Source organism: Pseudomonas sp. zfem003, from assembly GCF_032621675.1.
Classification (GTDB): domain Bacteria; phylum Pseudomonadota; class Gammaproteobacteria; order Pseudomonadales; family Pseudomonadaceae; genus Metapseudomonas; species Metapseudomonas otitidis.
In genome coordinates, this window is record NZ_JAVYJG010000005.1 from 416032 (window position 1) to 437921 (window position 21890).

A 21890-nucleotide genomic window follows, 5' to 3' on the forward strand; every position below is an offset into this window, starting at 1 on the left:
CCGGAATCAATCCCAGCTCAGCGCACCACCGGTCTGATACTCGATCACACGGGTCTCGAAGAAGTTCTTCTCTTTCTTCAGGTCCATGATTTCGCTCATCCAGGGGAACGGGTTGGTGGTGCCCGGGTATTCCTCTTTCAGGCCGATCTGGGTCAGGCGGCGGTTGGCGATGAACTTGAGGTAGTCCTCCATCATCGCGGCGTTCATGCCCAGTACGCCGCGCGGCATGGTGTCGCGTGCGTATTCGATCTCGAGCTGGGTGCCCTGGAGGATCATCTGGGTGGCTTCGTCCTTCATCTGGGCATCCCACAGGTGCGGGTTTTCGATCTTGATCTGGTTGATCACGTCGATGCCGAAGTTCAGGTGCATGGATTCGTCGCGCAGGATGTACTGGAACTGCTCGGCGGTGCCGGTCATCTTGTTGCGGCGGCCCATGGAGAGGATCTGGGTGAAGCCGCAGTAGAAGAAGATGCCTTCCAGTACGCAGTAGTAGGCGATCAGGTTGCGCAGGAACTGGCGGTCGGTTTCCGGGGTGCCGGTGTTGAACTGCGGGTCGGAGATGGAGCGGGTGTACTTGAGGCCCCAGGAGGCCTTTTTCGCGACGCTCGGAATCTCGTGGTACATGTTGAAGATCTCGCCTTCATCCATGCCCAGGGACTCGATGCAGTACTGGTAGGCGTGGGTGTGGATCGCCTCTTCGAAGGCCTGGCGCAGGATGTACTGGCGGCACTCGGGGTTGGTGATCAGGCGGTACACGGCCAGCACCAGGTTGTTGGCAACCAGGGAGTCGGCGGTGGAGAAGAAGCCGAGGTTGCGCATGACGATGCGGCGCTCGTCTTCGCTGAGGCCGTCCTTGCTCTTCCACAGGGCAATGTCGGCGTTCATGTTCACTTCCTGGGGCATCCAGTGGTTGGCGCAGCCATCCAGGTACTTCTGCCAGGCCCAGTCGTACTTGAAGGGTACGAGCTGGTTGAGGTCGGCACGGGCGTTGATCATCTGCTTGTCGCCGACCTGTACGCGCGCGGAGGCGCCTTCGAGGTCGTCCAGGCCTTCCTGGATGTCGAGGGCGTCGAGGGCCTTCTTGGCGCGGGCGACGGCGTCGGAGTCGTCAGCCGATACGGCGCGGGCGTCCTGCACGGAGCCGGCGGCTTCGTCGTCGAGCTTGTCGGCGTTCTGCGCGGCCTGGGCAACGGCGGGCGCGGCCTTGGCTTCGGTGGGGTCTTCTTTGTCGAATTCGTCCCAGCTGAGCATGTTTCCTCTCCTGGTGTCTGGATGCGTGAAAGTGGGTTGCACGCTAAAGCGATCATCTGGCCGGCGGTGCTTTGCCTGGCCTGCACGCCCGGTTTGTGGACGTGCTGTTCGGATTCGGTGTTGCCTGTTTCGTCCGCGCCTCCCCGGGGGAGGGGAGGTCTGGATACGTCTGCCGATGCGAGCGTGACGCTGGGCGAGTGACCGTTAGGCGCCCGGTTGGCCGGAGCCCCTGAGCGTACGTCCGTACGTGATGGGGTCCGGCCTGCCGGGCAACGCCACGGGCGCCGCTCAGCGGCGCGCGCTTACTGGCAGGCTTCGCAGTCGGGGTTGTCGATGCTGCAAGCCTTCGGCACCGGCGCCGGCTGCGGCGCGGCGGCCGGGGCAGCCTGCAGGCCTTCGTCGATCACCGAGCTCACGGCGTTGAGCTTGCCGGTGTTGATGGTGGACTTCTCGGTGCTGGTGGCGGCCAGGGCACGGAGGTAGTAGGTGGTCTTCAGGCCACGGTACCAAGCCATGCGGTAGGTCACGTCCAGCTTCTTGCCGGAGGCGCCGGCGATGTAGAGGTTCAGGGACTGGGCCTGATCGATCCACTTCTGGCGGCGGCTGGCGGCGTCGACGATCCACTTGGTCTCGACTTCGAAGGCGGTGGCGTACAGGTCTTTCAGGTCTTGCGGGATGCGCTCGATCTGCTGCACGGAGCCGTCGTAGTACTTCAGGTCGTTGACCATGACCGGGTCCCACAGGCCGCGGGCCTTGAGGTCGCGTACCAGGTAGGGGTTGATCACGGTGAACTCGCCGGAGAGGTTCGATTTCACGTACAGGTTCTGGTAGGTCGGCTCGATGGACTGCGATACGCCGGTGATGTTGGCGATGGTCGCGGTCGGCGCGATGGCCATGATGTTCGAGTTGCGGATGCCTTTCTTGACGCGCTCGCGCACCGGGGCCCAGTCGAGGGACTCGGTCAGGTCGACGTCGATGTACTTCTGGCCACGGGCTTCGATGAGGATCTGCTGGGAGTCCAGCGGCAGGATGCCCTTGGACCACAGGGAGCCGTCGAAGGTCTCGTAGGCGCCGCGCTCGTCGGCCAGGTCACAGGAGGCCTGGATGGCGAAGTAGCTCACCGCTTCCATGGACTTGTCGGCGAACTCGATGGCCGCGTCGGAGCCGTAGGCGATGTGCTGCAGGTACAGGGCGTCCTGGAAGCCCATGATGCCGAGGCCTACCGGGCGGTGCTTGAGGTTCGAGTTGCGAGCCTGCGGGACCGAGTAGTAGTTGATGTCGATGACGTTATCGAGCATGCGCACGGCGGTCTTCACGGTCTTCTGCAGCTTGGCGGTGTCCAGCTTGCCGTCGACGATGTGGTTGACCAGGTTGATCGAGCCCAGGTTGCAGACGGCGATTTCGTCGGCATTGGTGTTCAGGGTGATCTCGGTGCACAGGTTCGAGCTGTGGACGACGCCCACGTGCTGCTGCGGGCTGCGCAGGTTGCACGGGTCCTTGAAGGTCAGCCACGGGTGGCCGGTCTCGAACAGCATGGAGAGCATCTTGCGCCACAGGTCCTTGGCCTGGACGACCTTGAACACCTTGATCTTGTTGTACTCGGTCAGGGCTTCGTAATACTCGTAGCGCTCTTCGAAGGCCTTGCCGGTCAGGTCGTGCAGGTCCGGCACTTCGGACGGGGAGAACAGGGTCCACTTGCCGTCGTCGAAGACGCGCTTCATGAACAGGTCCGGAATCCAGTTCGCGGTGTTCATGTCGTGGGTGCGGCGACGGTCGTCACCGGTGTTCTTGCGCAGTTCGAGGAATTCCTCGATGTCCAGGTGCCAGGTTTCCAGGTAGGCGCAGACGGCGCCCTTGCGCTTGCCGCCCTGGTTCACGGCCACGGCGGTGTCGTTGACCACTTTCAGGAAGGGGACGACGCCCTGGGACTTGCCGTTGGTGCCCTTGATGTAGGAGCCCAGCGCGCGCACCGGGGTCCAGTCGTTGCCCAGGCCACCGGCGAATTTCGACAGCATGGCGTTGTCGTGGATCGCGTTGTAGATGCCCGACAGGTCGTCCGGCACGGTGGTCAGGTAGCAGGACGACAGCTGCGGACGCAGGGTGCCGGCGTTGAACAGGGTCGGGGTCGACGACATGTAGTCGAACGAGGAGAGCAGGTTGTAGAACTCGATGGCGCGGGCTTCACGGTCCTTCTCTTCGATGGCCAGGCCCATGGCCACGCGCATGAAGAAGACCTGCGGCAGTTCGAAGCGGATGCCGTCCTTGTGGATGAAGTAGCGGTCGTACAGGGTCTGCAGGCCGAGGTAGGTGAACTGCTGGTCACGCTCGTGGTTCAGTGCGGCGCCCAGCTTGGCCAGGTCGAATTCCTTGAGCTTGGGGTCGATCAGCTCGAACTCGGCACCCTTCTCCACATAGGCCGCCAGGGCCTTGGTGTAGAGGTTGGCCATCTCGTGGTGGGTGGCGCTTTCGGCAACGCCGAGGAAGCCCAGGGCTTCGGCGCGCAGGGTGTCCATCAGCAGGCGGGCGGTGACGTAGGAGTAGTTCGGCTCACGTTCCACCAGGGTACGGGCGGTCATCACCAGGGCGGTGTTGACGTCCTTTTCGGCCACGCCGTCGTACAGGTTCTTCAGGGTTTCGCGCTCGATCAGGGCGCCGTCCACCTCGGCCAGGCCTTCGCAGGCTTCGCGGATGATGGTCTGCAGGCGGCCCATGTCCAGTGGCTGGACGCTGCCGTCGGCCTTGGTGATGCGGATGCTCGGGTGCGGCACGGCAACGTCGCTGGCGGCGGCGCCACGCTTGGCGCGCTCCTGGGCGCGGGCTTCGCGGTAGAGCACGTAGTCACGGGCGACCTTCTGTTCGCCGGCGCGCATCAGGCTCAGTTCGACCTGGTCCTGGATTTCTTCGATGTGGATGGTGCCGCCGGAGGGCATGCGACGCTTGAAGGTCGCGGTGACCTGCTCGGTCAGGCGGGCAACGGTTTCATGGATGCGGGAAGAAGCAGCGGCAGTACCGCCTTCCACGGCGAGGAACGCCTTGGTGATGGCAACGGTGATCTTGTCATCGGTGTAGGGGACGACGGTGCCGTTGCGTTTGATCACGCGCAGCTGGCCGGGAGCGGTGGCGGCCAGGTCCTGGGCGGAGTCGGCTGCCAGCGGCGCGTTGGCCTGCGGGTTCTCGCGAGTGGTGTCGGTCTGCATGGGGGTCTCCATGTTCGTATAGGTCTGGTTGGGCGCCGGGGCACCCGTTATTCCGTTACAAAGCTCGCCGCGCCGGCCAGGGCCGGGCGGTGGGTACTACAAGGCAGAGAGGTCGGACTCAGGTGCCTCCCTGGCCCTACAAAGTCTAGGGTCGCCGTGTTAAGGCACGACGACTGAAACACAATACCTAGTGGTGCGGCCTGCTCCGGCTGCGCACCGCTTCCGGTGGCGGTCACGTCTTGCGCGTCTCGCCCCGGCACCGTCTGCCGGGGCAGCGCGGTGGGTTGGACTCTCGATGGATCACCGGGTTCGAATGCACGGAAAAGGCTCTTCGGGACTTGATTCTGGTTGTGCCTGGTGATCTAGCAAAACCCCAATATGTAGGGGTGCTGCGCGATGGGGGTACAAGATAATGCGCTGTCTGGGCTATTGCAAGGCGAGGGGTACTGAACAAGCTGTGGATAAGTTGTGGGTGCTCTGTGCGCGGCGGCCGGCGGGCGCCGGGTAGGCCTTGGGCGGCGTGGGGTACGCCGTTCGTCGTCACTTCGCAGGCCTTTTCAGGGGCGATCCGAGGATGCCGACGGGTGCGCAAGCTAACACAATATGTAGTGTTTTTCCGCTGTTCTGGCATGCGCTGTGCAGAACGGCCGGCATTGCTACAATCCGCGCGTTTTTCCTGGCCCTCGCGGCGCTGGAGTGGGAGTAGGTGGTGGAACAAGAAGCCTGGCGCATCCTCATTGTCGAAGACGACCAGCGACTGGCCGAGCTGACCCGTGAATACCTGGAAGGCAACGGCCTGCGGGTGTCCATCGAGTCGGACGGCGGCCAGGCGGTGGCGCGCATCCTGGCGGAACGCCCGGACCTGGTGATCCTGGACCTGATGCTGCCGGGTGAGGATGGCCTGTCCATCTGCCGCAAGGTACGGGGGCGCTACGACGGCCCGATCCTGATGCTCACCGCGCGTACCGACGACATGGACCAGGTGCTGGGCCTGGAGATGGGCGCCGACGACTACGTGTGCAAGCCGGTGCGCCCGCGCGTGCTGCTGGCGCGCATCCGTGCCCTGCTGCGGCGCAGCGAGGGCGTGACCGACAGCGTGGAAGACACCCCGCGGCGCCTGGAATTCGGCAGCCTGGTGATCGACAACGCCATGCGCGAGGCCTGGCTCAGTGAGCGCAGCATCGAGCTGACCAGCGCCGAGTTCGACCTGCTCTGGCTGCTGGCGGTGAACGCCGGGCGCATCCTCTCCCGCGAGGAGATCTTCAATGCCCTGCGCGGCATCGAGTACGACGGCCAGGACCGCTCCATCGACGTGCGCATCTCGCGCATCCGCCCCAAGATCGGCGACGACCCGATGCACCCGCGCCTGATCAAGACGGTGCGCAGCAAGGGCTACCTGTTCGTCGGCGAGGCGGCCGACGGCCAGCCATGACCCGCGCCGCCCGCTCGGCCGTGGCCTGGGGGCGGCCATGAACTCCATCTTCCTGCGCATCTACGGCGGCCTGCTGGCCACGCTGGTGCTGGTGGCCCTGCTGGGGGTGTTCACCCTGCACCAGGTCAACGAGGTGCGCGCCGACCGCTACCGGGAAAGCCTGGCGCGCGGCACCTTCCGCCTGATGTCCGACAACCTCGAACCCATGACCCAGGTGGAACGCCGCCGCGCCCTGGTGTTGTGGAGCCGCCTGCTGGGCATCCCCCTGGCGCTGCAGGACCTGGACGAGGACCGCCTCGACAGCGGCGTGCGTTCCCGCGTGTTGCGCCGCCAGGTGATGGTGGAGCAGACCGGCCCCCACGCCGCCAAGGTCTACAGCCTGGTGAGCGAGAAGGACCACCTGGTGCTCACCGGCGAGGTGCAGCAGATCAGCGAGCAGCTGGCCCGAGCCACCGTCTACCTGCTGATCGACGAACTGGTGCGCTACCCGGTCAACGAACAGCCGCAGCGTCTGGCCGCCCTGAAGGAGAGCAAGCAGTTCGGCTTCGACCTGCACCTGGTGACCCTGGAGAACGCCGACCTCGACGAAGACCAGCGGCGCCGGGTGGACGAGGGCGACACGGTGATGGCCCTGGGCAAGGGCGGCGACTCCATCCGCATCTTCGCCGGCATCGTCGACACGCCCTGGGTGCTGGAGATCGGCCCGCTGGTGCTGATGAACCCCTACCCGCCGGAGCTGCTGATCCTTATCGGCGTGCTCGGGCTGAGCCTGATCGGCCTCACCATCTACCTGCTGGTGCGCCAGCTGGAGCGGCGCCTGCTGGGGCTGGAGGCGGCGGCCACGCGCATCGCCCACGGCAAGCTGGATGCCCGCGTACCGGCCCGTGGCGCGGACTCGGTGGGGCGCCTGGCGGCCGCCTTCAACGGCATGGCCGAGCAGTTGCAGCAGTTGCTCTCGGTGCAGCGCGAGCTGGTGCGGGCGGTGTCCCACGAGCTGCGCACGCCGGTGGCGCGGCTGCGCTTCGGTCTGGAGATGATCGCCGACGCCGAGACCGACACCGCGCGGCGCAAGTACATGGAAGGCATGGACGGCGACATCCAGGAACTCGACAAGCTGGTGGACGAGATGCTGACCTACGCCCGCCTGGAGCAGGGCACGCCGGCGCTGAACTTCCAGCGGGTCGACCTGGATGCGCTGATGGAGCAGGTGATCGCCGAGCTGGCGCCGCTGCGCCCGGCCATCCGCGTCGAGCGCGGCCATGCCTTCGGCCGTGTCGAGGAGGGCGCCTGGGTGGAGGCCGAGCCTCGTTATCTGCACCGGGCCCTGCAGAACCTGGTGAGCAATGCCATGCGCCACGCCGAGTCGCGTGTGCGCCTGAGCTTCCAGATCGGCGAAGCGCTGTGCCGCATCGACGTGGAGGACGACGGCCCCGGCGTGCCGGAAAGCGCTTGGGAGCGCATCTTCACCCCCTTCCTGCGGCTGGACGACAGCCGTACCCGCGCCTCCGGCGGGCATGGCCTGGGCCTGTCCATCGTCCGGCGCATCATCTATTGGCACAGCGGGCGTGCGCAGATCGGCCGCAGCGAGGCCCTGGGTGGCGCGCAGTTCAGCCTGGTCTGGCCGTGCCGGCAGGGCGAACGCCTGCCTTCCTGAGTCAGCGCACCGCCACCAGGGTCAGCAGGCGGTCCGGGTAGTGGCGCACCTGCCCCTGCAGCTCGCGGCCCTGGTGCCATTCGGCGGAGAGGTCGATCAACAGGCGCAGCTGCACGCGGTGGCCGTCCACCGCCAGCACTTCCGCATCATGGAAATAGAAGCGCACCCCCACCAGCGGGTAGAGCGCCTTGAACAGGCTCTCCTTGATGGAGAAGGTCAGGGTCACCCGCTCGGCCCTGGCCTCCAGCGGCAGGGCGTCGAGCCGTTGCAGTTCGGCCTCGGTGAGGATCTCCCCGGCCAGGCGCAGGGCGCGCTCGGGTTCCAGGCGCTGCTCCAGGTCCAGCCCCAGGCCGCGCCATGCCTCGGCACGGGCCACCACGCTGGCCGCCTGGCCGGTGCCGTGGGTGATGGAGCCGACGATGCCGGCCGGCCACACCGGTGCCCGGTCCTCGCCGGTGGCGGGCACCTCGGCCTGCCCGGTGAGCGCCTGCAAGGCCGCCCGCGCGCAGAGCCGCCCGGCCAGGTACTCCGCACGGCGCTTGGCCACCGAGCGCTGGATGCTCGGCGTGGTGGGGATGTTGCAGCGGGCGAAGTCGCCGTCGTCGAGGGCCGCCGGGTCGAAGCGGCAGCTGTGGAAACCCACGCCCTCCAGCGCCTCGGCGAAGGGCCAGGCGGCATCGGGCTGGGTGCAGAAGGGGGGCAGGGTCAGGTTCATGGCGCGCATTCTGCCGCGCCGGTGGGGCGGCCGACCAGACGCTGGCTCGGTTACATATGTTTGCAATCGGGTTACCAAAGCTAAACGGATCGTCCAGTCGGCTTTTGCCAGACTAGCCGTGCGTTTCTTCTGGAACGCAGGTGAGGTTGTAGCCTGGGGCCGTTATCGGCCCCGGCGTTTTCTCTGAATCGAGAACGGGAGCCCTGTGGCTCCCGTTTTTTTTTGCTTTGGATTCTGCACCTGGCGCAGCGCGCCTTATTCAGGGTTCTCCAGGTCCACCAGCAGCCGGGCGGGGTAGACCTTCTCCCAGTGGGCCTTGAAGCGCTTGTGCACGCGGTCGATATCGAAGGTGCTTTCCCGGCCCACCTTCTGCGCGTGGGCGATGTCATGAGCCCGCATGTAGGCGATCAGGAACGGTTCGCCGTTCAGCTCCAGGTGAAACCAGGATTCGACGGTCACGCCCTCCGCCTTGAGGGTTTCCACGGCTTCGGCCTTGCGGCGTTCTATTTCGCTCCTCCAGGCCTCGACCTGTTCCATCGAGTCGCTCTTCAGCTTGATCAGTACGGAACCGACATCCATTGCGGCACTCCAGCGTGTGGTGAAAGGGGATGCCGAGGTTAAACGCGGGCTGGTCGTGCGGTAGGGCGGCTGCCGATTGCTCAGCCAGCCGTTCACGCCGTTGGAGCTGCCACGGGCGGGCGTTGGCGGCTCAATGCGCCGTGTTCGTCAGCGAGGGGAGGTGGACGCGTTGGGCGGAGTCCGACGGGCTCAGTCGTCAATGCACCCTGGGATCAGCGCCCTGGTTCGCCAGGGCCTGATGCACCCAGGCGCTGCCAGCACCGGAACACCGGTTCGGCCAGGAACAGCACCAGCAGCAGCCGGGCCACCTGCAGGGCGGTGACCAGCGGGACGGAGAGCTGCAGGGTCTCGGCGGTGAGGCTCATCTCGGCGATGCCGCCGGGCATCATCCCCAGGGTCAGGGAGCGCAGGTCCAGAGCGCTGGCCCAGGCGATGCCGAAGGCGCAGAGGCTGGCGAAGCCGATCATCAGTGCGGTGCCCAGCAGGGTGCGGGCGAGGAAGGCCGGGGCTCGGCGGAAGAAGGGGCGGTCGAAGTGGCAGCCCAGGCCGCTGCCGATCAGCAACTGACCCACCTGGCTGGCCCCTGGGGGCAGGCCGATGTGCAGGTCCCAGGCGACGCTGGCGCAGGCACTGACCAGCAGCGGGCCGAACAACCAGGGGTTGGGTTGGCGCAGGCGTTGCCAGAGCAGCGCCACCAGGCCGCCGGCCGGCACCAGCACGGCCAGCCAGGCCCAGTCCACCGGGGCGCTGGTGTGCAGGGCGGGGCCGTCGCCCAGCAGCAGTTTGAACAGTGCCGGTATGCACAGCACCACGGCCACCACCCGCAGGCTCTGGGCCGCGGCCACGCGGCTGGTGCTGGCGCCGTTGCGCTGGCCGAGGTTGACCATCTCCCCCGAGCCGCCGGGCATGCAGGCGAAGAAGGCGGTGGCGCGGTCCTCGCCGCTGCGGCGCAACAGCCCGATGGCGAGGACGCTGGAGAGGCTGGTGAACAGGGCACCGAAGAGCACCAGCGCCCAGTGGGCGGTGACCTGCTCCAGCACCTGGGGGGTGAAGTGCAGGCCGATGCCGATGCCGATGATCCATTGCCCGGTCTTGCGCCCGCCCGGCAGGTCACGGATCTGCCAGGGCGTGGCGCAGCGGAACAGGATGACCGCCACCAGGGCGCCGATCATCCACGGCAGCGGCCAGTGGGCGAGGCTGGCGAGCAGGCCGCCCGCCGCGCCCACCAGGGGCGTCGCCCACCAGCTGCGCCAGCCATCACGCATCCGCCAGGGCCTCCCGGCGGGCGCGGCGGCGCCAGATGCGCACCAGCGGCAGGGCCAGCATCACCGCTACCAGCACCCAGGTGCCGATGGCGATGGGGCTGGACCAGAGGATGCCCAGCTCGCCGTTGGAGATGGACAGCGCGCGGCGCAGGTTCTGCTCCATCAGCCCGCCGAGGATGAAGCCCAGCAGCAGCGGCGAGAGGGGGAAGTCCAGCTTGCGCAGGATGTAGCCGAAGATGCCGATGGCGACCATCAGGAACAGGTCGAAGGTGGTGGCGTGCACGGCGTAGACGCCGATGGAGGTGATGATGGCGATCACCGGCACCAGGGCCCAGTTGGGCACGGCGAGGATGCGGGTGAATATCCGGATCATCGGGATGTTGAGGATCACCAGCATGACGTTGGCGATGAACAGCGAGGCGATCAGGCCCCAGACGATGTCCGGCTGCTGCTGGAACAGCATCGGGCCGGGGGTGATGTTGTACAGCGTCAGTGCGCCGATCATCACCGCCGTGGTGCCGGAGCCGGGAACGCCCAGGGTCAGCATCGGCACCATGGCGCCGCAGGCAGAGGCGCCGATGGCGGTTTCCGGGGCGGCCAGGCCGCGCATGTCGCCTTTGCCGAACCTGCCGGAGTCGCCGGCGAGCTTCTTCTCGGTCATGTAGGCCACGGCGCTGGCCAGGGTGGCACCGGCGCCCGGCAGCACGCCGAGGATGAAGCCCATCACCCCGCAACGCAGGTTGACCACGGCGACCGAGGCGGCCTCCTTGAGGTTGAACAGCATTCGCCCGGTGGCTTTCACCGCGACGTGGCCGTGGTGGGTCTTCTCCAGCAGCAGGAGGATCTCGCTCACCGAGAACAGGCCCAGCACCAGCACGACGAACTGGATGCCGTCGGCGACGTGGATGCTGTCGAAGGTGAAGCGGTACACGCCGCTGTTGGCGTCGATGCCGATGGTGGAGAGGAACAGGCCGAGCAGGGCGGCGATGAAGGTCTTCAGCGGCCGGTCGCCGGCCATGCCGCCGAGGGCGACGATGGCGAACACCATCAGCACGAAGTACTCCGCCGGGCCGAAGGCGATGGCCCACTTGGCCAGCAGCGGGGCGAACAGCACCATGCCGCAGGTGGCGATGAAGGCGCCGATGAAGGAGCTCCAGGCCGACAGCGACAGGGCGACGCCGGCCAGGCCCTGGCGGGCCATGGGGTAGCCGTCGAGGGTGGTCATCACGGTGGAGGCTTCGCCAGGGATGTTCAGCAGGATGGAGCTGATGCGCCCGCCGTATTCGCAGCCCAGGTACACGGCGGCCAGCAGGATCAGCGCCGACTCCGGCGGCAGGCCGAGGGCGAAGGCCACCGGGATCAGCAGGGCCACGCCGTTGATCGGGCCGAGGCCCGGCAGCAGGCCCACCACGGTGCCGATCAGGGTGCCCACCAGGGCGGTGACCAGGTTGTAGGGGGAGAGGGCCACGCCGAAGCCCTGGCCGAGGTAGCTCAAGGTATCCATGTCGTCACTCCAGGAAGTCGAGGAGGCCCAGCGGCAGGGGCACGTCCAGGGTCTTGTCGAACAGCAGGTAGAGGCCAACGCTGATGGCCAGCGCGGCGATGGCGCTGGGTAGCCAGCGGCCGCCGTACAGGCGGGCCATCAGCAGGCCGGCGAGGGTGCTGGAGAGGATGAAGCCCAGCGGCTCGAAGAGCCCGGCGTAGACCAGCAGCAGGGCGATGCAGGCGATCACCTTGCGCAGGGTGGGGGCGTCCAGCGGGGTGTCGTCGTGTTTGTGCAGCAGGGCACCGGGGCGCAGCACCTGCCACAGCAGTGCAGCGGCCATCAGCCCGAGGGTGAGCAGGGGGAAGGCGCGGGGGCCGACCGGTTCATAGGAGAAGGCGGCGTGGTAGTCCCAGGCGAGCGCGGCAAAAAACAGGCATGCGACCAGCCAGCCCAGACTGAACAGGCGTTGAAAAAGCATGGGGGATTCCTCGCGGAATGGGGGCGCGGAGGGCCGGCTGGCGGGGGCGCTCAGCCGGCTGTTCGGGGCCTTAGCGTCTGTTCACGCTCTTGTGAGCGCTTACTGAGTGAGGCCGAACTCCTTGGCCATGTCCTTGTACTGGGCGACGCGCTGCTTCACGTAGGCGTCCAGTTCCGGGCCGGTCATGGCGAAGGGGAAGAGCTCGCGCTGGTCGCGCAGCTTGGCGAAGTCCTCGGAGGCCAGCAGCTGGTCGAAGGCGGCCTTCCACCAGGCGTAGTCCTCGTCGCTCACCTTCGGGCCCAGGTAGAAGCCACGCACCACCGGCCAGGTGATGTCGTAGCCCTGTTCCTTGGCGGTGGGGATGTTGGCCTTGTCTTCACCCGGCAGGCGCTCGTCGGAGAGCACGGCGAGGATGCGCATGTTGCCGGCGAGGATGTGCGGCATGGAGTCGGAGATGTCGGTACTGCCCACCTGGATGTGCCCGCCGAGCAGGGCGGTGGCGATCTCGCCGCCGCCTTCCAGGGCCACGTAGCGCAGGTTGCGCGGGTCGATGCCGGCGGCCTTGGCCAGCAGTGCGGTCTGCATCCAGTCCTGGCTGCCGACGGTGCCGGAGGAACCGATCACCACCTTGCCCGGGTCGGCCTTGAGGGCTTTGACCAGGTCGTCGAGGGTCTTGTAGGGGGAGTCGTTGCGCACGGCGATGGCGCCGTAGCTGGTGCCGATGCCGGCGAGCCAGCGCACGGCGTTCTCGTCGAAGCGGCCGAACTTGCCCTGGGCCAGGTTGAGCAGCGAGCCGCTGGACCAGGCGGTGATGGTGCCGGCGTCACCGGGGCGCTGGGCGACCACGGCGTTGTAGGCCACGGCACCGACGCCACCGGGCATGTAGGTGACGCGCATGGGCTTGCTGAGCAGCTTGGCGTCCATCAGGGCGCTCTGGGCCAGCTTGCAGGTGAGGTCGAAGCCGCCGCCGGGGGCGGCCGGGGCGATGCACTCGGGGCGCTTGGGCTCGGCCATCAGCTGGGTGGAGAGCAGCAGGCCGGTGGCGAGCAGGGCAAGGTGGGAGAGGGCGGTCTTCATCGGTTGTCTCCTGTGGAGTCTTATTGTGGATCACCAGATGGCGAGGGCGTAGCTGACGATCAGGCGCAGTTCGTCGGCATCCCGGGCGAAGTTGGAGCGGAAACCGGCGTGGCGGGCGCGGAAGGTGAGGTCCTTGAGGGCGCCGCTCTGGACGACGTACTTGAACTCCACGTCGCGTTCCCACTCGCGGCCTTCCTGGTCGCTGCCGGTGACCTGGGCGTTGTCGCTGGTGATGTAGCGGGTCATGAAGCTCAGGCCGGGGGCGCCGAGGCTGGCGAAGTCCAGGTCGTAGCGGGCCTGCCAGGAGCGCTGGTCGGCGTTGGCGAAGTCGTTGATCTGCACGAAGTTGACCAGGAACGGGTCGCTGCCGTCGATGTAGGCGTAGCCGGTGTCGCCGCTCATGCGCTGGTAGCCGAGGCCGACCTTGTGGGCGCCCTGGCCGTAGCTGACCATGCCGTTCAGCGCGCGGTTGTCCACCTTGCCGGCGGCGGCGCGGCCGGTGTCGGCGCTGATGGCGTAGCGCAGGTCGGCGCTGAGGGTGCCGCTGCCCAGGGGCTGGGTGGCGAGCAGGCCGAAGAAGTGCTGGCGGTAGACGTCGTCCAGCTCGGCGAAGTAGTAGCGCCCGGTGAGCTGCTTGCTGAACACGTAGTCGGCGCCGGCCAGGTCGTAGTGGTCGCCGCTGGCGCCACTGGCGAAGCGCCGGTTTTTGTTGTTCAGGGCCAGGTCTTCGGAGTGGGTGGAGGCGCGGTCCTTCACTTCGCGCAGGCGGCCGCCGGTGAAGGTGAGGCCTTCGATCTCCTTGGAGGTGAGCAGGCCGCCTTCGAACACCTGGGGCAGGATGCGGCTGTCGCTGGCCTTGACCACCGGCAGCTCGGGAATGTGGCTGCCGATGCGCAGTTCACTCCTGGAGAAGCGCACCTTGCCGGTCAGGCCCAGCTTGCCGTAGGTGTCCGGGGTGCCGCCGTCGTCCTGCACCGGCAGCAGGTCGGTGCCGCTGCGGCCTTTGCCGGAGTCGAGCTTGACGCCGACCATGCCGAGGGCGTCCACGCCGAAGCCGACGGTGCCTTCGGTGAAGCCGGATTCGATGTTGAGGATGAAACCCTGGGCCCATTCGTCGCGCTTGGACTGGCCGGTGCCTTCGCGGAAGTCGCGGTTCAGGTAGATGTTGCGGGCTTCGAGGGTGGCCGAGCTGTCCTTGATGAAGTCAGCCTGGGCGAACGGGGCGAGGGTGCAGCCGGCGATGGCCAGGCTGACGATGCGTGCAGGCGGCAACGCCTGCCGGGAGGCAGTGTGCATCGGTGGTCTCCGTTGTTGTTCTTGTAAAGCCGGCTCAACCAGGGCCGGCTATTGATGGGTGGTTTTGTCCACCCTGTGGCGATCCTAGGGGGCGAAGCTTTCGCCAGGCTTTCAGCGTGAAAGAATTCGGCAGGCCGGTTTTTTGCCGGTGGTTGGCCGTTACACTGCGGGCCGTTTCCTACAGCCTGGAGGACTCCACCGTGCGAATCCTGCTCGTCGAAGACCATCTGCAATTGGCCGATAGCGTGGCCCAGGCGCTGCGCGCGGCGGGCTGGACGGTGGACGTGCTGCACGATGGCGTGGCGGCGGACCTGGCGCTGTCCAGCGAGGAGTACGCCCTGGCGGTGCTGGACGTGGGGCTGCCGCGCCTGGATGGCTTCGAGGTGCTGTCGCGCCTGCGCGGGCGGGGCAAGACGCTGCCGGTGCTGATGCTCACCGCGCGGGGCGAGGTGAAGGACCGGGTGCTGGGCCTGAACCTGGGCGCCGACGATTACCTGGCCAAGCCCTTCGAGCTGTCGGAGCTGGAGGCGCGGGTGAAGGCGCTGCTGCGGCGCACGGTGCTGGGTGGCGAGCAGCAGCAGCGTTGCGGGCCGCTGCTCTATGACCTGGGCACCCGGCGCTTCAGCCTGGACGGCCAGCCGCTGACCCTGACCTCGCGGGAGCAGGCGGTGCTGGAGGTGCTGATCGCGCGGCCTGGCCGGGTGATGAGCAAGGACCAGTTGGCCGCCCAGGTGTTCGGCCTGGACGAGGAGGCCAGCCCGGACGCCATCGAGATCTACATCCACCGCCTGCGCAAGAAGCTGGAGGGCAGCTCGGCGCGCATCGTCACCTTCCGCGGCCTGGGCTACCTGCTGGAGCACCAGGATGCGTGAGTCGGGAAGCCTGCGCGGGCGGCTGCTGCGGCGGCTGGCGCTGCTGCTGGCGGTGCTGCTGGTGCTCGGCAGCCTGAGTGCCTACTTCAATGCCCGCCAGGCGGCGGACACTGCCTACGACCGCACCCTGCTGGCATCGGCCCGGGCCATTTCCGCCGGGCTCTACGAGGCCGACGGCCGGCTCAAGGCCGATGTGCCCTATGTGGCGCTGGACACCTTCGCCTACGACAGCGCGGGGCGGATCTTCTACCAGGTGACCGACATCGAGGGGAAGCTGGTCTCCGGCTACGAGAACCTGCCTGGCCCGCCGCCTGGCACGCCGCGCACCGATGACTACCCGGCCCTGGCGCGCTTCTACGACGCCAACTACGGCGGGGTGGACGTGCGGGTGGTGAGCCTGCTGCGCCCGGTGAGCGAGGCAAGCATCAACGGCATGGCGGAAATCCGCGTGGCCGAGACCGAGGAGGCCCGCGAGCGCCTGGCCCGGGGGCTGCTGGTGGATACGCTGTGGCGCCTGGCGCTGATGTCCCTGGCGGCGCTGGGGCTGGTGTGGCTGGCGGTGAGTGCGGCGATGCGTCCGCTCAACCAGCTGCGCTCGGCGGTGGAGGAGCGCCAGCCGGACGACATGCGCCCGTTGCCGGTGGTGGTGGTGCAGAGCGAGCTCAAGCCGCTGGTGGATGCGCTCAACCGGTTCACCGAGCGCCTGCGCGGACTGTTCCAGCGCCAGGCGGACTTCATCGCTGACGCCTCCCACGAGTTGCGCACGCCCCTGGCGGCCCTGAAGGCGCGGATCGAGCTGGGCCTGCGCGAGCAGGACCCGGCCGCCTGGCGCCGGACCCTGGAGGAAAGCGCGGCGAACACCGATCGGCTGACCCACCTGGCCAACCAGTTGCTCTCCCTGGCCCGCATCGAGAGCGGGGCGCGGGCGATTGCCGAGGGCGGTGCCGAGCGCATCGAGCTGGGCGCCCTGGCCCGTGAGCTGGGGATGGCCCTGGCGCCCCTGGCTCACGCGCGGGGCATCGCCCTGGCGCTGGAGGCCGAGGACAGCGCCTGGGTGATGGGCGAGCCGACGCTGCTCAACGAGCTGCTCAGCAACCTGGTGGACAACGCCCTGGCCCATACGCCGAAGGGCGCCAGCGTGACCCTGCGGGTGATGGCGCCGGCGGTGCTGGAGGTGGAGGACGAGGGCAGCGGCATTCCGCCGGAAGAGCGCGAGCGGGTGTTCGAGCGCTTCTACCGGCGCACGGCCCAGGCCAGCGGGGCCGGGCTGGGCCTGGCCATCGTCGGTGAGATCTGCCGGGCGCACATGGCCGAGATCAGCCTGCACGACGGCGGCGCGGGTGGGTTGCGGGTGCGGGTGAGCTTTCCGCCGGCCTGAACGGCCTGCCGTCAGTGCAGGGCGCTCAGCGGCTGTTCGGCTTCGAGCAGGTAGCGGGCGACCTTGCCGCTTTCGCGCAGTTGCGCCAGGCCCTGGTTGAAGCGCGCCATGAGCTGTTCGTTGCCGGGCACCGAGCGGGACAGCAGCAGGTGCATGGTGTCGCTGCGCAGGGGCCGGGGGTGGAAGGTGAGGCGGCTGCGTTCCTCGCGGCTGAAGCCTTGCTGCAGGTTGGCGATGCCGACCACCTTGTCCATGGGGAACACGTCGATGCGGCCGGCCAGGAGCATGCGCAGGCCCTGTTCCTCGGCGGCCAGGCGCTGCACGCGCAGGCGGCCGTCCTGCTCGGCACGCTGGAAGGCCTCGCCGTAGTCGTAGCCGATGGTGGCGCCCAGGCGGTACTGCCGGAGGTCCTCCACGCTCTGCCAGTCGAGGGCGGTGTCCTTGCGGTGGAACAGCACGTAGCCGCTTTCGATCACCGGATCACTGACGTAGAAATCCCGCTCGCGGTCTGCCGTGCGCAGCCAGATGGCGGTGCCGTGGCGCTCGCCTTTCTCGGCCAGGCGCAGAGCGCGGGCCCAGGGGTAGAACTCCCAGTGGACGGTGACGCCCTCCAGGGCGAAGGCTTCGGCGACGATGCGCGAGGCCACGCCCTGGTGCGGCAGCGTGGCGCCGAGGTAGGGCGCCCATTCACCGTTGGTGAGGCGCACGTCTTCAGCGGCGGCGAGGCTGCCGAAGGCGAGGGCGAAGAGAAGGAAGAGGGCGCGCATCCGTCGGGTCCGGTACTCCATGTATGCAGGGAGTCTAGACAGGGATGGCGCGCCCGTTAGATCACTGCAGCATGCTCATGGCCGCTTCCATGGCGGCGGAGAGGTCTTCGTCGGCCTGCATGTCGACCTGCGGGTCGAGGCCGAGCTTGGCGAAGGCGGGGACCTGGCTCCAGTCGAGCTGGGTGTAGGGGTGCTCGCTGCCCAGGTAGCTCTGCAGGGTGGCGACCTGGACGATGTCCACGTAGTCGACCTTGGGGGAGTTGCGGGTGAAATCCAGGTACTGGCTGGGGATCTGCGCGATCGGGGCGGGGAATTCCCAGGCCTTGAGGATGCGGTCGCCGATGATCGGGTGGATGCGCTCGATCACGTGGTTGAGGCTGATGGAGTCGGCCAGCAACTCGTAGTGTTCTTCGGCGTAGGTGAGGATCGGCAGTACGCCGATCTGGTGCACCAGGCCGGCGAGGGTGGCCTGGTCCGGCGCGAGGCGGGTGTAGTGGCGGCAGAGCACGTGGCAGATGCCGGCGATCTCGGTGCTCTTGTTCCAGACTTCGCGCATCTTGCGGTCGACCACGTCGGAGGTGGCCTGGAACATCTGCTCCATGGCCAGGCCCGTGGCGAGGTTGCAGGTGTAGTTGATGCCGAGGCGGCTGATGGCCATCTGCAGGTCGGTGATTTCCTTGTTGGTGCGCAGCAGCGGGCTGTTCACAACCTTGATGATGCGGGCGGTGAGGGCGGCGTCGTTGCCGATCACCTTGGACAGGGCGGGGATGCTCACGTCGGGGTCTTCCGCGGCTTCGCGCACCTTCAGCGCCACTTCGGGCAGGGTGGGCAGCACCAGCTCATCGTTGTCGATGGCGCGGATCAGGTCTTCCTGGACTTTCTCGGCAAGCTTGCTCATGGGGGCTCTCTAGGCGTTGTAGGCGGTTGGACCGGCCCTCAGCGCTGGATCTCGCGGTCGGCGTCCAGCGTGTAGGGGAGGTCGAGCAGGTTCAGCACGGGGCCGTCGATGGCGCCCAGGTGGATCCGTCCGTCGTTGACCGCGTCTTCCTGGAGCACGGCGAGGAGTTCGTAACCCTGTTCCGCCGGGGCGGCCAGTACCACTTCGCCGACGCTGCTCTGGTGAACGGGGGAAAAGAGTTCGAGGCCGGGGGCCGGGCGTTCGCCTTCGGGCAGGGCCAGGCGCTGCAGGCGGCGCTTGAGTTTGCCCAGGTACTGCATGCGGGCGACGATCTCCTGCCCGGTATAGCACCCTTTCTTGAAGCTGACGCCGCCGACCGCCTGGAGGTTGATCATCTGCGGGATGAACAGCTCGCGGGTGGCGGCGAAGACCTGGCCGACCCCGGCGCGCACCTGGGCCAGCAGCCAGGCATCGAGCGGAGCCTCGGGCAGGTGGGCGGCGAGCTGGGCGCGCAGGCTGTCGGCTTCGCCAGCCGCTGCCCAGAGTTCGGCGCGGCCGTCGGAGAGGCGCAGGGCGATGCGGCCCTCGGCGCGTACGACGGCGCCGGCTTCGGTGGGCAGGTCGAGGCCCAGTGCGGCCAGCACGCTGTCGCCCTGGGCCAGGCCGAAGCGCACCCAGGTGGTGCTCTCGTCGGCCAGGGTGGCCTTGGAGAACACGGCGTATTTCTTCAGGTCGGCGAGTTGCACGTCCAGCAGCTGGGCGTCGAGGGCGAGCAGGTAGCCGTCGCCTTCGGGCAGGATGCGGAAGCTGGAGACCATGCGCCCCTTGGGGGTGCAGCGGGCGCCGAGGCTGGTGGTGGTGTCGTTGAGGTAGGCGAGGTTGCAGGTGACCTGGCCCTGGAGGAACTTGGCGGCGTCCACGCCACGGACGGCGATGATGCCTTCGTGGGTGAGCGGGCAGAAGAATGCGGTTTCAGCCATGGGATATCGCTGGAAAGGGTGTCCGGGGCGTCATCATAGAGCCCGGTCGGCGGCTTGTCAGCGGGTGCCGGCCGGCGTCCGTGCCGTTATACTGCGCGCCTGTTTACTGGAGGCACCCCGATGGCCGACGCAACTGAACTGAACCGACTCTTCTGGCACAGCCGCCGCGGCATGCTGGAGCTGGATGTGCTGCTGGTCCCCTTCGTGCAGGAGGCGTACCCGCACCTCGACGAGGCCGACCAGGCCCGTTACCGCAAGCTGCTGGAATGTGAGGACCAGGACATGTTCGGCTGGTTCATGCAGCGCGGCGAGCCGGAAGATGCTGACCTGCGGCGCATCGTGAAAATGATCCTGGACCGTGTCCAGCCCAAGTAGTCCCTTCGAATGTCACTGGCGCCCGTCGCGGCGCCTGCTGGCGATCTACCTCTTCCTTCTAGTGCTGTGCCTGGTGGCGCTGGCGACGGCCGAGTGTCCGGCCTGGGTGCGCCTGCTCGGTGTGCTGCTGTGCGCTGGCCATGCGGCCTGGTTGCTGCCCCGGCGCATTCTGCTGACGGCGCCTTCGGCGATCCTCGGGTTGCGCCTGTCGTCGGATGGGCTGGCGTTGCTGCGCCGGGATGGCGAATGGCTGCCTGTGCAACTGTCGCCGGACAGCCTGGCGCTACCCCTGGCGGTGCTGCTGGTCTATCGCCAGCCGGGTCGCCCCTGGGCCCAGGGGCTCTGCGTGCCGGCCGATGCGATGGACGCCGATTGGCATCGGCGCCTGCGGGTGCAGCTGCGTTTCAGTCGCCAAAGGTGGGCGGCACCAGAATAGTGTCGTGGGCTTCGGGCAGGGTGTCGGGGTAGTCCAGGGTGTAGTGCAGGCCTCGGGATTCCTTGCGCTGCATGGCCGAGCGGATGATCAGGTCCGCCACCTGGGCCAGGTTGCGCAGCTCGATGAGGTCACGGCTGACCTTGTAGTTGGAGTAGAACTCGTCGATCTCGCTGAGCAGCAGGCGCACCCGGTGCTGGGCGCGCTGCAGGCGCTTGTTGGTGCGCACGATGCCGACGTAGTCCCACATGAATCGCCGCAGTTCGTCCCAGTTGTGCGCGATGATCACGTCCTCGTCCGAGTCGGTGACCTGGCTGGCGTCCCAGGTGGGCAGGCTGTCGGGAACGGGGATCTGCTCCATCTGGCCGAGCATGTCCTCGGCGGCGGAGCGGGCGTAGACGAAGCACTCCAGCAGGGAGTTGCTGGCCATGCGGTTGGCGCCGTGCAGGCCGGTGAAGCTGGTCTCGCCGATGGCGTAGAGGCCGGGGACGTCGGTGTGGCCGTGGCGGTCCACCACCACGCCGCCGCAGGTGTAATGGGCGGCGGGCACCACGGGGATGGGCTGGCGGGTGATGTCGATGCCGAAGCCCAGGCAGCGCTCGTAGACCGTGGGGAAGTGGCTCTTCACGAACTCGGCGGGCTTGTGGCTGATGTCCAGGTAGACGCAGTCGATGCCCAGGCGCTTCATCTCGTGGTCGATGGCGCGGGCGACGATGTCGCGCGGGGCCAGTTCGGCGCGCTGGTCGAAGCGTTGCATGAAGCGCTCGCCGCTGGGCAGGCGCAACAGGCCGCCTTCGCCGCGCACCGCTTCGGTGATCAGGAAGCTCTTGGCCTGCGGGTGATAGAGGCAGGTGGGGTGGAACTGGTTGAACTCCAGGTTGCCCACCCGGCAGCCGGCCCGCCAGGCCATGGCGATGCCATCACCGCAGGCGCCGTCTGGGTTGCTGGTGTAGAGGTAGACCTTGGCTGCGCCGCCGGAGGCGAGCACGGTGAAGCGCGCGCCGTAGGTGTCGACCTCGCCGCTGCTGCGGTTCAGCACGTAGGCACCGAGGCAGCGCTGGCCGGGCAGGCCGAGCTTGCGCTCGGTGATCAGGTCGACGGCGACATGCTGCTCCAGCAGTTCGATGTTGGGGCACAGCCGGGCGCGCGCCAGCAGGGTGTTGAAGATGGCGGCACCGGTGGCGTCGGCGGCGTGGATGATGCGCCGGTGGCTGTGCCCGCCCTCGCGGGTGAGATGGAACTGGAAGCCGCCGTCTTCGCGGGCGCTCTCGTCCTCGCGGGTGAAGGGCACGCCCTGGTCGATCAGCCACTGGATGGCCTGGCGGCTGTGCTCGACGGTGAAGCGGACGGCATCCTCGCGACAGAGCCCGGCCCCGGCGATGAGGGTGTCCTCGACATGGGAATCGACGGTGTCGGTGTCGTCCAGGACGGCAGCGACGCCCCCCTGGGCCCAGAAGGTCGAGCCCTGGGACAGGTCGCCCTTGCTGAGGACGGCGATGCGCAGGTGGGAGGGCAGTGTCAGCGCAAGGGTGAGGCCGGCGGCGCCGCTGCCGATCACCAGTACATCGTGCTGGAAGTGTTGGCTCATGTCGGGGATCCCGCGGGAAGGCGGCCCCTAGTATATAGAGGGGGTGGTCGGCACAATAGCGCGTTCATGGTCGCCGAATAAATCGTGGGAACTTTCCATCGCCCCCCGCTTTCTTAGGTGTGTCGCACATGAAGTGACGTGCTTGGCGAGTTGTGCCGCGAGGGGCTTC

19 protein-coding genes are annotated in these 21890 nt (G+C 67.6%); 6 read left to right on the plus strand and 13 right to left on the minus strand.

The window, feature by feature from the left end:
* Positions 1 to 6: 6 nt before the first annotated feature.
* Both RTK35_RS13555 and RTK35_RS13560 read right to left on the minus strand, forming a co-directional pair.
* On the minus strand, positions 7 to 1251 hold the full coding sequence (locus RTK35_RS13555) for a ribonucleotide-diphosphate reductase subunit beta (RefSeq protein WP_044407281.1): 1245 nt from the start codon (positions 1249 to 1251) through the stop codon (positions 7 to 9).
* A 302-nt stretch (positions 1252 to 1553) separates the two neighbouring features.
* On the minus strand, positions 1554 to 4448 hold the full coding sequence (locus tag RTK35_RS13560; protein ID WP_074969015.1) for a ribonucleoside-diphosphate reductase subunit alpha: 2895 nt from the start codon (positions 4446 to 4448) through the stop codon (positions 1554 to 1556).
* Positions 4449 to 5157: 709 nt separating this feature from the next.
* Between RTK35_RS13560 and RTK35_RS13565 the strand changes: the two genes are divergently transcribed.
* Entirely contained in the window at positions 5158 to 5880 is a 723-nt protein-coding gene (locus RTK35_RS13565) for a response regulator (protein WP_044407386.1), read from the plus strand.
* Positions 5881 to 5917: 37 nt separating this feature from the next.
* Positions 5918 to 7534, plus strand: coding sequence for an ATP-binding protein (locus RTK35_RS13570; RefSeq protein WP_044407277.1), 1617 nt, complete (start codon positions 5918 to 5920; stop codon positions 7532 to 7534).
* Position 7535: 1 nt separating this feature from the next.
* Here RTK35_RS13570 and RTK35_RS13575 read toward each other — a convergent pair whose 3' ends face one another.
* The 7 genes from RTK35_RS13575 to RTK35_RS13605 all read right to left on the minus strand — a co-directional run bounded on the left by RTK35_RS13575 (position 7536) and on the right by RTK35_RS13605 (position 14430).
* Positions 7536 to 8258, minus strand: a complete 723-nt coding sequence (locus RTK35_RS13575; RefSeq protein ID WP_172432960.1) for a 4'-phosphopantetheinyl transferase — start codon at positions 8256 to 8258, stop codon at positions 7536 to 7538.
* 246 nt (positions 8259 to 8504) lie between these two features.
* Positions 8505 to 8828 carry a DUF6176 family protein gene (locus RTK35_RS13580; RefSeq protein ID WP_044407271.1) on the minus strand — a complete coding sequence of 108 codons (324 nt, stop codon included), beginning with the start codon at positions 8826 to 8828 and terminating at the stop codon, positions 8505 to 8507.
* 212 nt (positions 8829 to 9040) lie between these two features.
* On the minus strand, positions 9041 to 10093 hold the full coding sequence (locus tag RTK35_RS13585) for an AbrB family transcriptional regulator (protein ID WP_172432961.1): 1053 nt from the start codon (positions 10091 to 10093) through the stop codon (positions 9041 to 9043).
* A complete protein-coding gene (locus tag RTK35_RS13590) occupies positions 10086 to 11597 on the minus strand; it encodes a tripartite tricarboxylate transporter permease (RefSeq protein WP_044407265.1) in 1512 nt (503 codons plus the stop codon). Before RTK35_RS13590 ends, RTK35_RS13585 begins: the two co-directional genes overlap by 8 nt.
* Positions 11598 to 11601: 4 nt before the next feature.
* Positions 11602 to 12057 (minus strand): tripartite tricarboxylate transporter TctB family protein, encoded by a 456-nt coding sequence (locus RTK35_RS13595; RefSeq protein ID WP_074969007.1) that lies wholly within the window; start codon positions 12055 to 12057, stop codon positions 11602 to 11604.
* A 99-nt stretch (positions 12058 to 12156) separates the two neighbouring features.
* A complete protein-coding gene (locus RTK35_RS13600) occupies positions 12157 to 13134 on the minus strand; it encodes a tripartite tricarboxylate transporter substrate binding protein (RefSeq protein WP_316908229.1) in 978 nt (325 codons plus the stop codon).
* A 30-nt stretch (positions 13135 to 13164) separates the two neighbouring features.
* A complete protein-coding gene (locus tag RTK35_RS13605) occupies positions 13165 to 14430 on the minus strand; it encodes an OprD family porin (protein ID WP_316908230.1) in 1266 nt (421 codons plus the stop codon).
* A gap of 200 nt (positions 14431 to 14630) precedes the next feature.
* On the opposite strand from RTK35_RS13605, the gene RTK35_RS13610 reads away from it, so the two are divergent.
* Both RTK35_RS13610 and RTK35_RS13615 read left to right on the plus strand, forming a co-directional pair.
* Positions 14631 to 15302 carry a response regulator gene (locus tag RTK35_RS13610; RefSeq protein ID WP_160481596.1) on the plus strand — a complete coding sequence of 224 codons (672 nt, stop codon included), beginning with the start codon at positions 14631 to 14633 and terminating at the stop codon, positions 15300 to 15302.
* Entirely contained in the window at positions 15295 to 16680 is a 1386-nt protein-coding gene (locus RTK35_RS13615) for a sensor histidine kinase (RefSeq protein ID WP_044407252.1), read from the plus strand. The genes RTK35_RS13610 and RTK35_RS13615 overlap by 8 nt, the downstream gene beginning before the upstream one ends.
* An 11-nt stretch (positions 16681 to 16691) precedes the next feature.
* Here RTK35_RS13615 and RTK35_RS13620 read toward each other — a convergent pair whose 3' ends face one another.
* The 3 genes from RTK35_RS13620 to RTK35_RS13630 form a co-directional block, all read right to left on the minus strand.
* Complete coding sequence (locus RTK35_RS13620) at positions 16692 to 17447, minus strand: substrate-binding periplasmic protein (protein WP_044407249.1); 756 nt, start codon at positions 17445 to 17447, stop codon at positions 16692 to 16694.
* A 61-nt stretch (positions 17448 to 17508) separates the two neighbouring features.
* A complete protein-coding gene (locus RTK35_RS13625; protein WP_044407245.1) occupies positions 17509 to 18345 on the minus strand; it encodes an HDOD domain-containing protein in 837 nt (278 codons plus the stop codon).
* A gap of 38 nt (positions 18346 to 18383) precedes the next feature.
* Positions 18384 to 19325 carry a folate-binding protein YgfZ gene (locus tag RTK35_RS13630; protein WP_316908231.1) on the minus strand — a complete coding sequence of 314 codons (942 nt, stop codon included), beginning with the start codon at positions 19323 to 19325 and terminating at the stop codon, positions 18384 to 18386.
* A 120-nt stretch (positions 19326 to 19445) separates the two neighbouring features.
* Here RTK35_RS13630 and RTK35_RS13635 point away from each other — a divergent pair, with 120 nt between their 5' ends.
* Positions 19446 to 19700, plus strand: a complete 255-nt coding sequence (locus RTK35_RS13635; protein WP_044407239.1) for a succinate dehydrogenase assembly factor 2 — start codon at positions 19446 to 19448, stop codon at positions 19698 to 19700.
* Entirely contained in the window at positions 19684 to 20136 is a 453-nt protein-coding gene (locus tag RTK35_RS13640) for a protein YgfX (protein WP_316908232.1), read from the plus strand. The genes RTK35_RS13635 and RTK35_RS13640 overlap by 17 nt, the downstream gene beginning before the upstream one ends.
* On the opposite strand, the gene nadB is transcribed toward RTK35_RS13640, so the two are convergent.
* The gene (gene nadB, locus RTK35_RS13645; protein WP_182852125.1) at positions 20105 to 21721 is read right to left on the minus strand and encodes an L-aspartate oxidase; all 1617 of its coding nucleotides are present in this window, start codon (positions 21719 to 21721) and stop codon (positions 20105 to 20107) included. The genes RTK35_RS13640 and nadB overlap by 32 nt on opposite strands.
* Positions 21722 to 21890 lie beyond the last annotated feature (169 nt).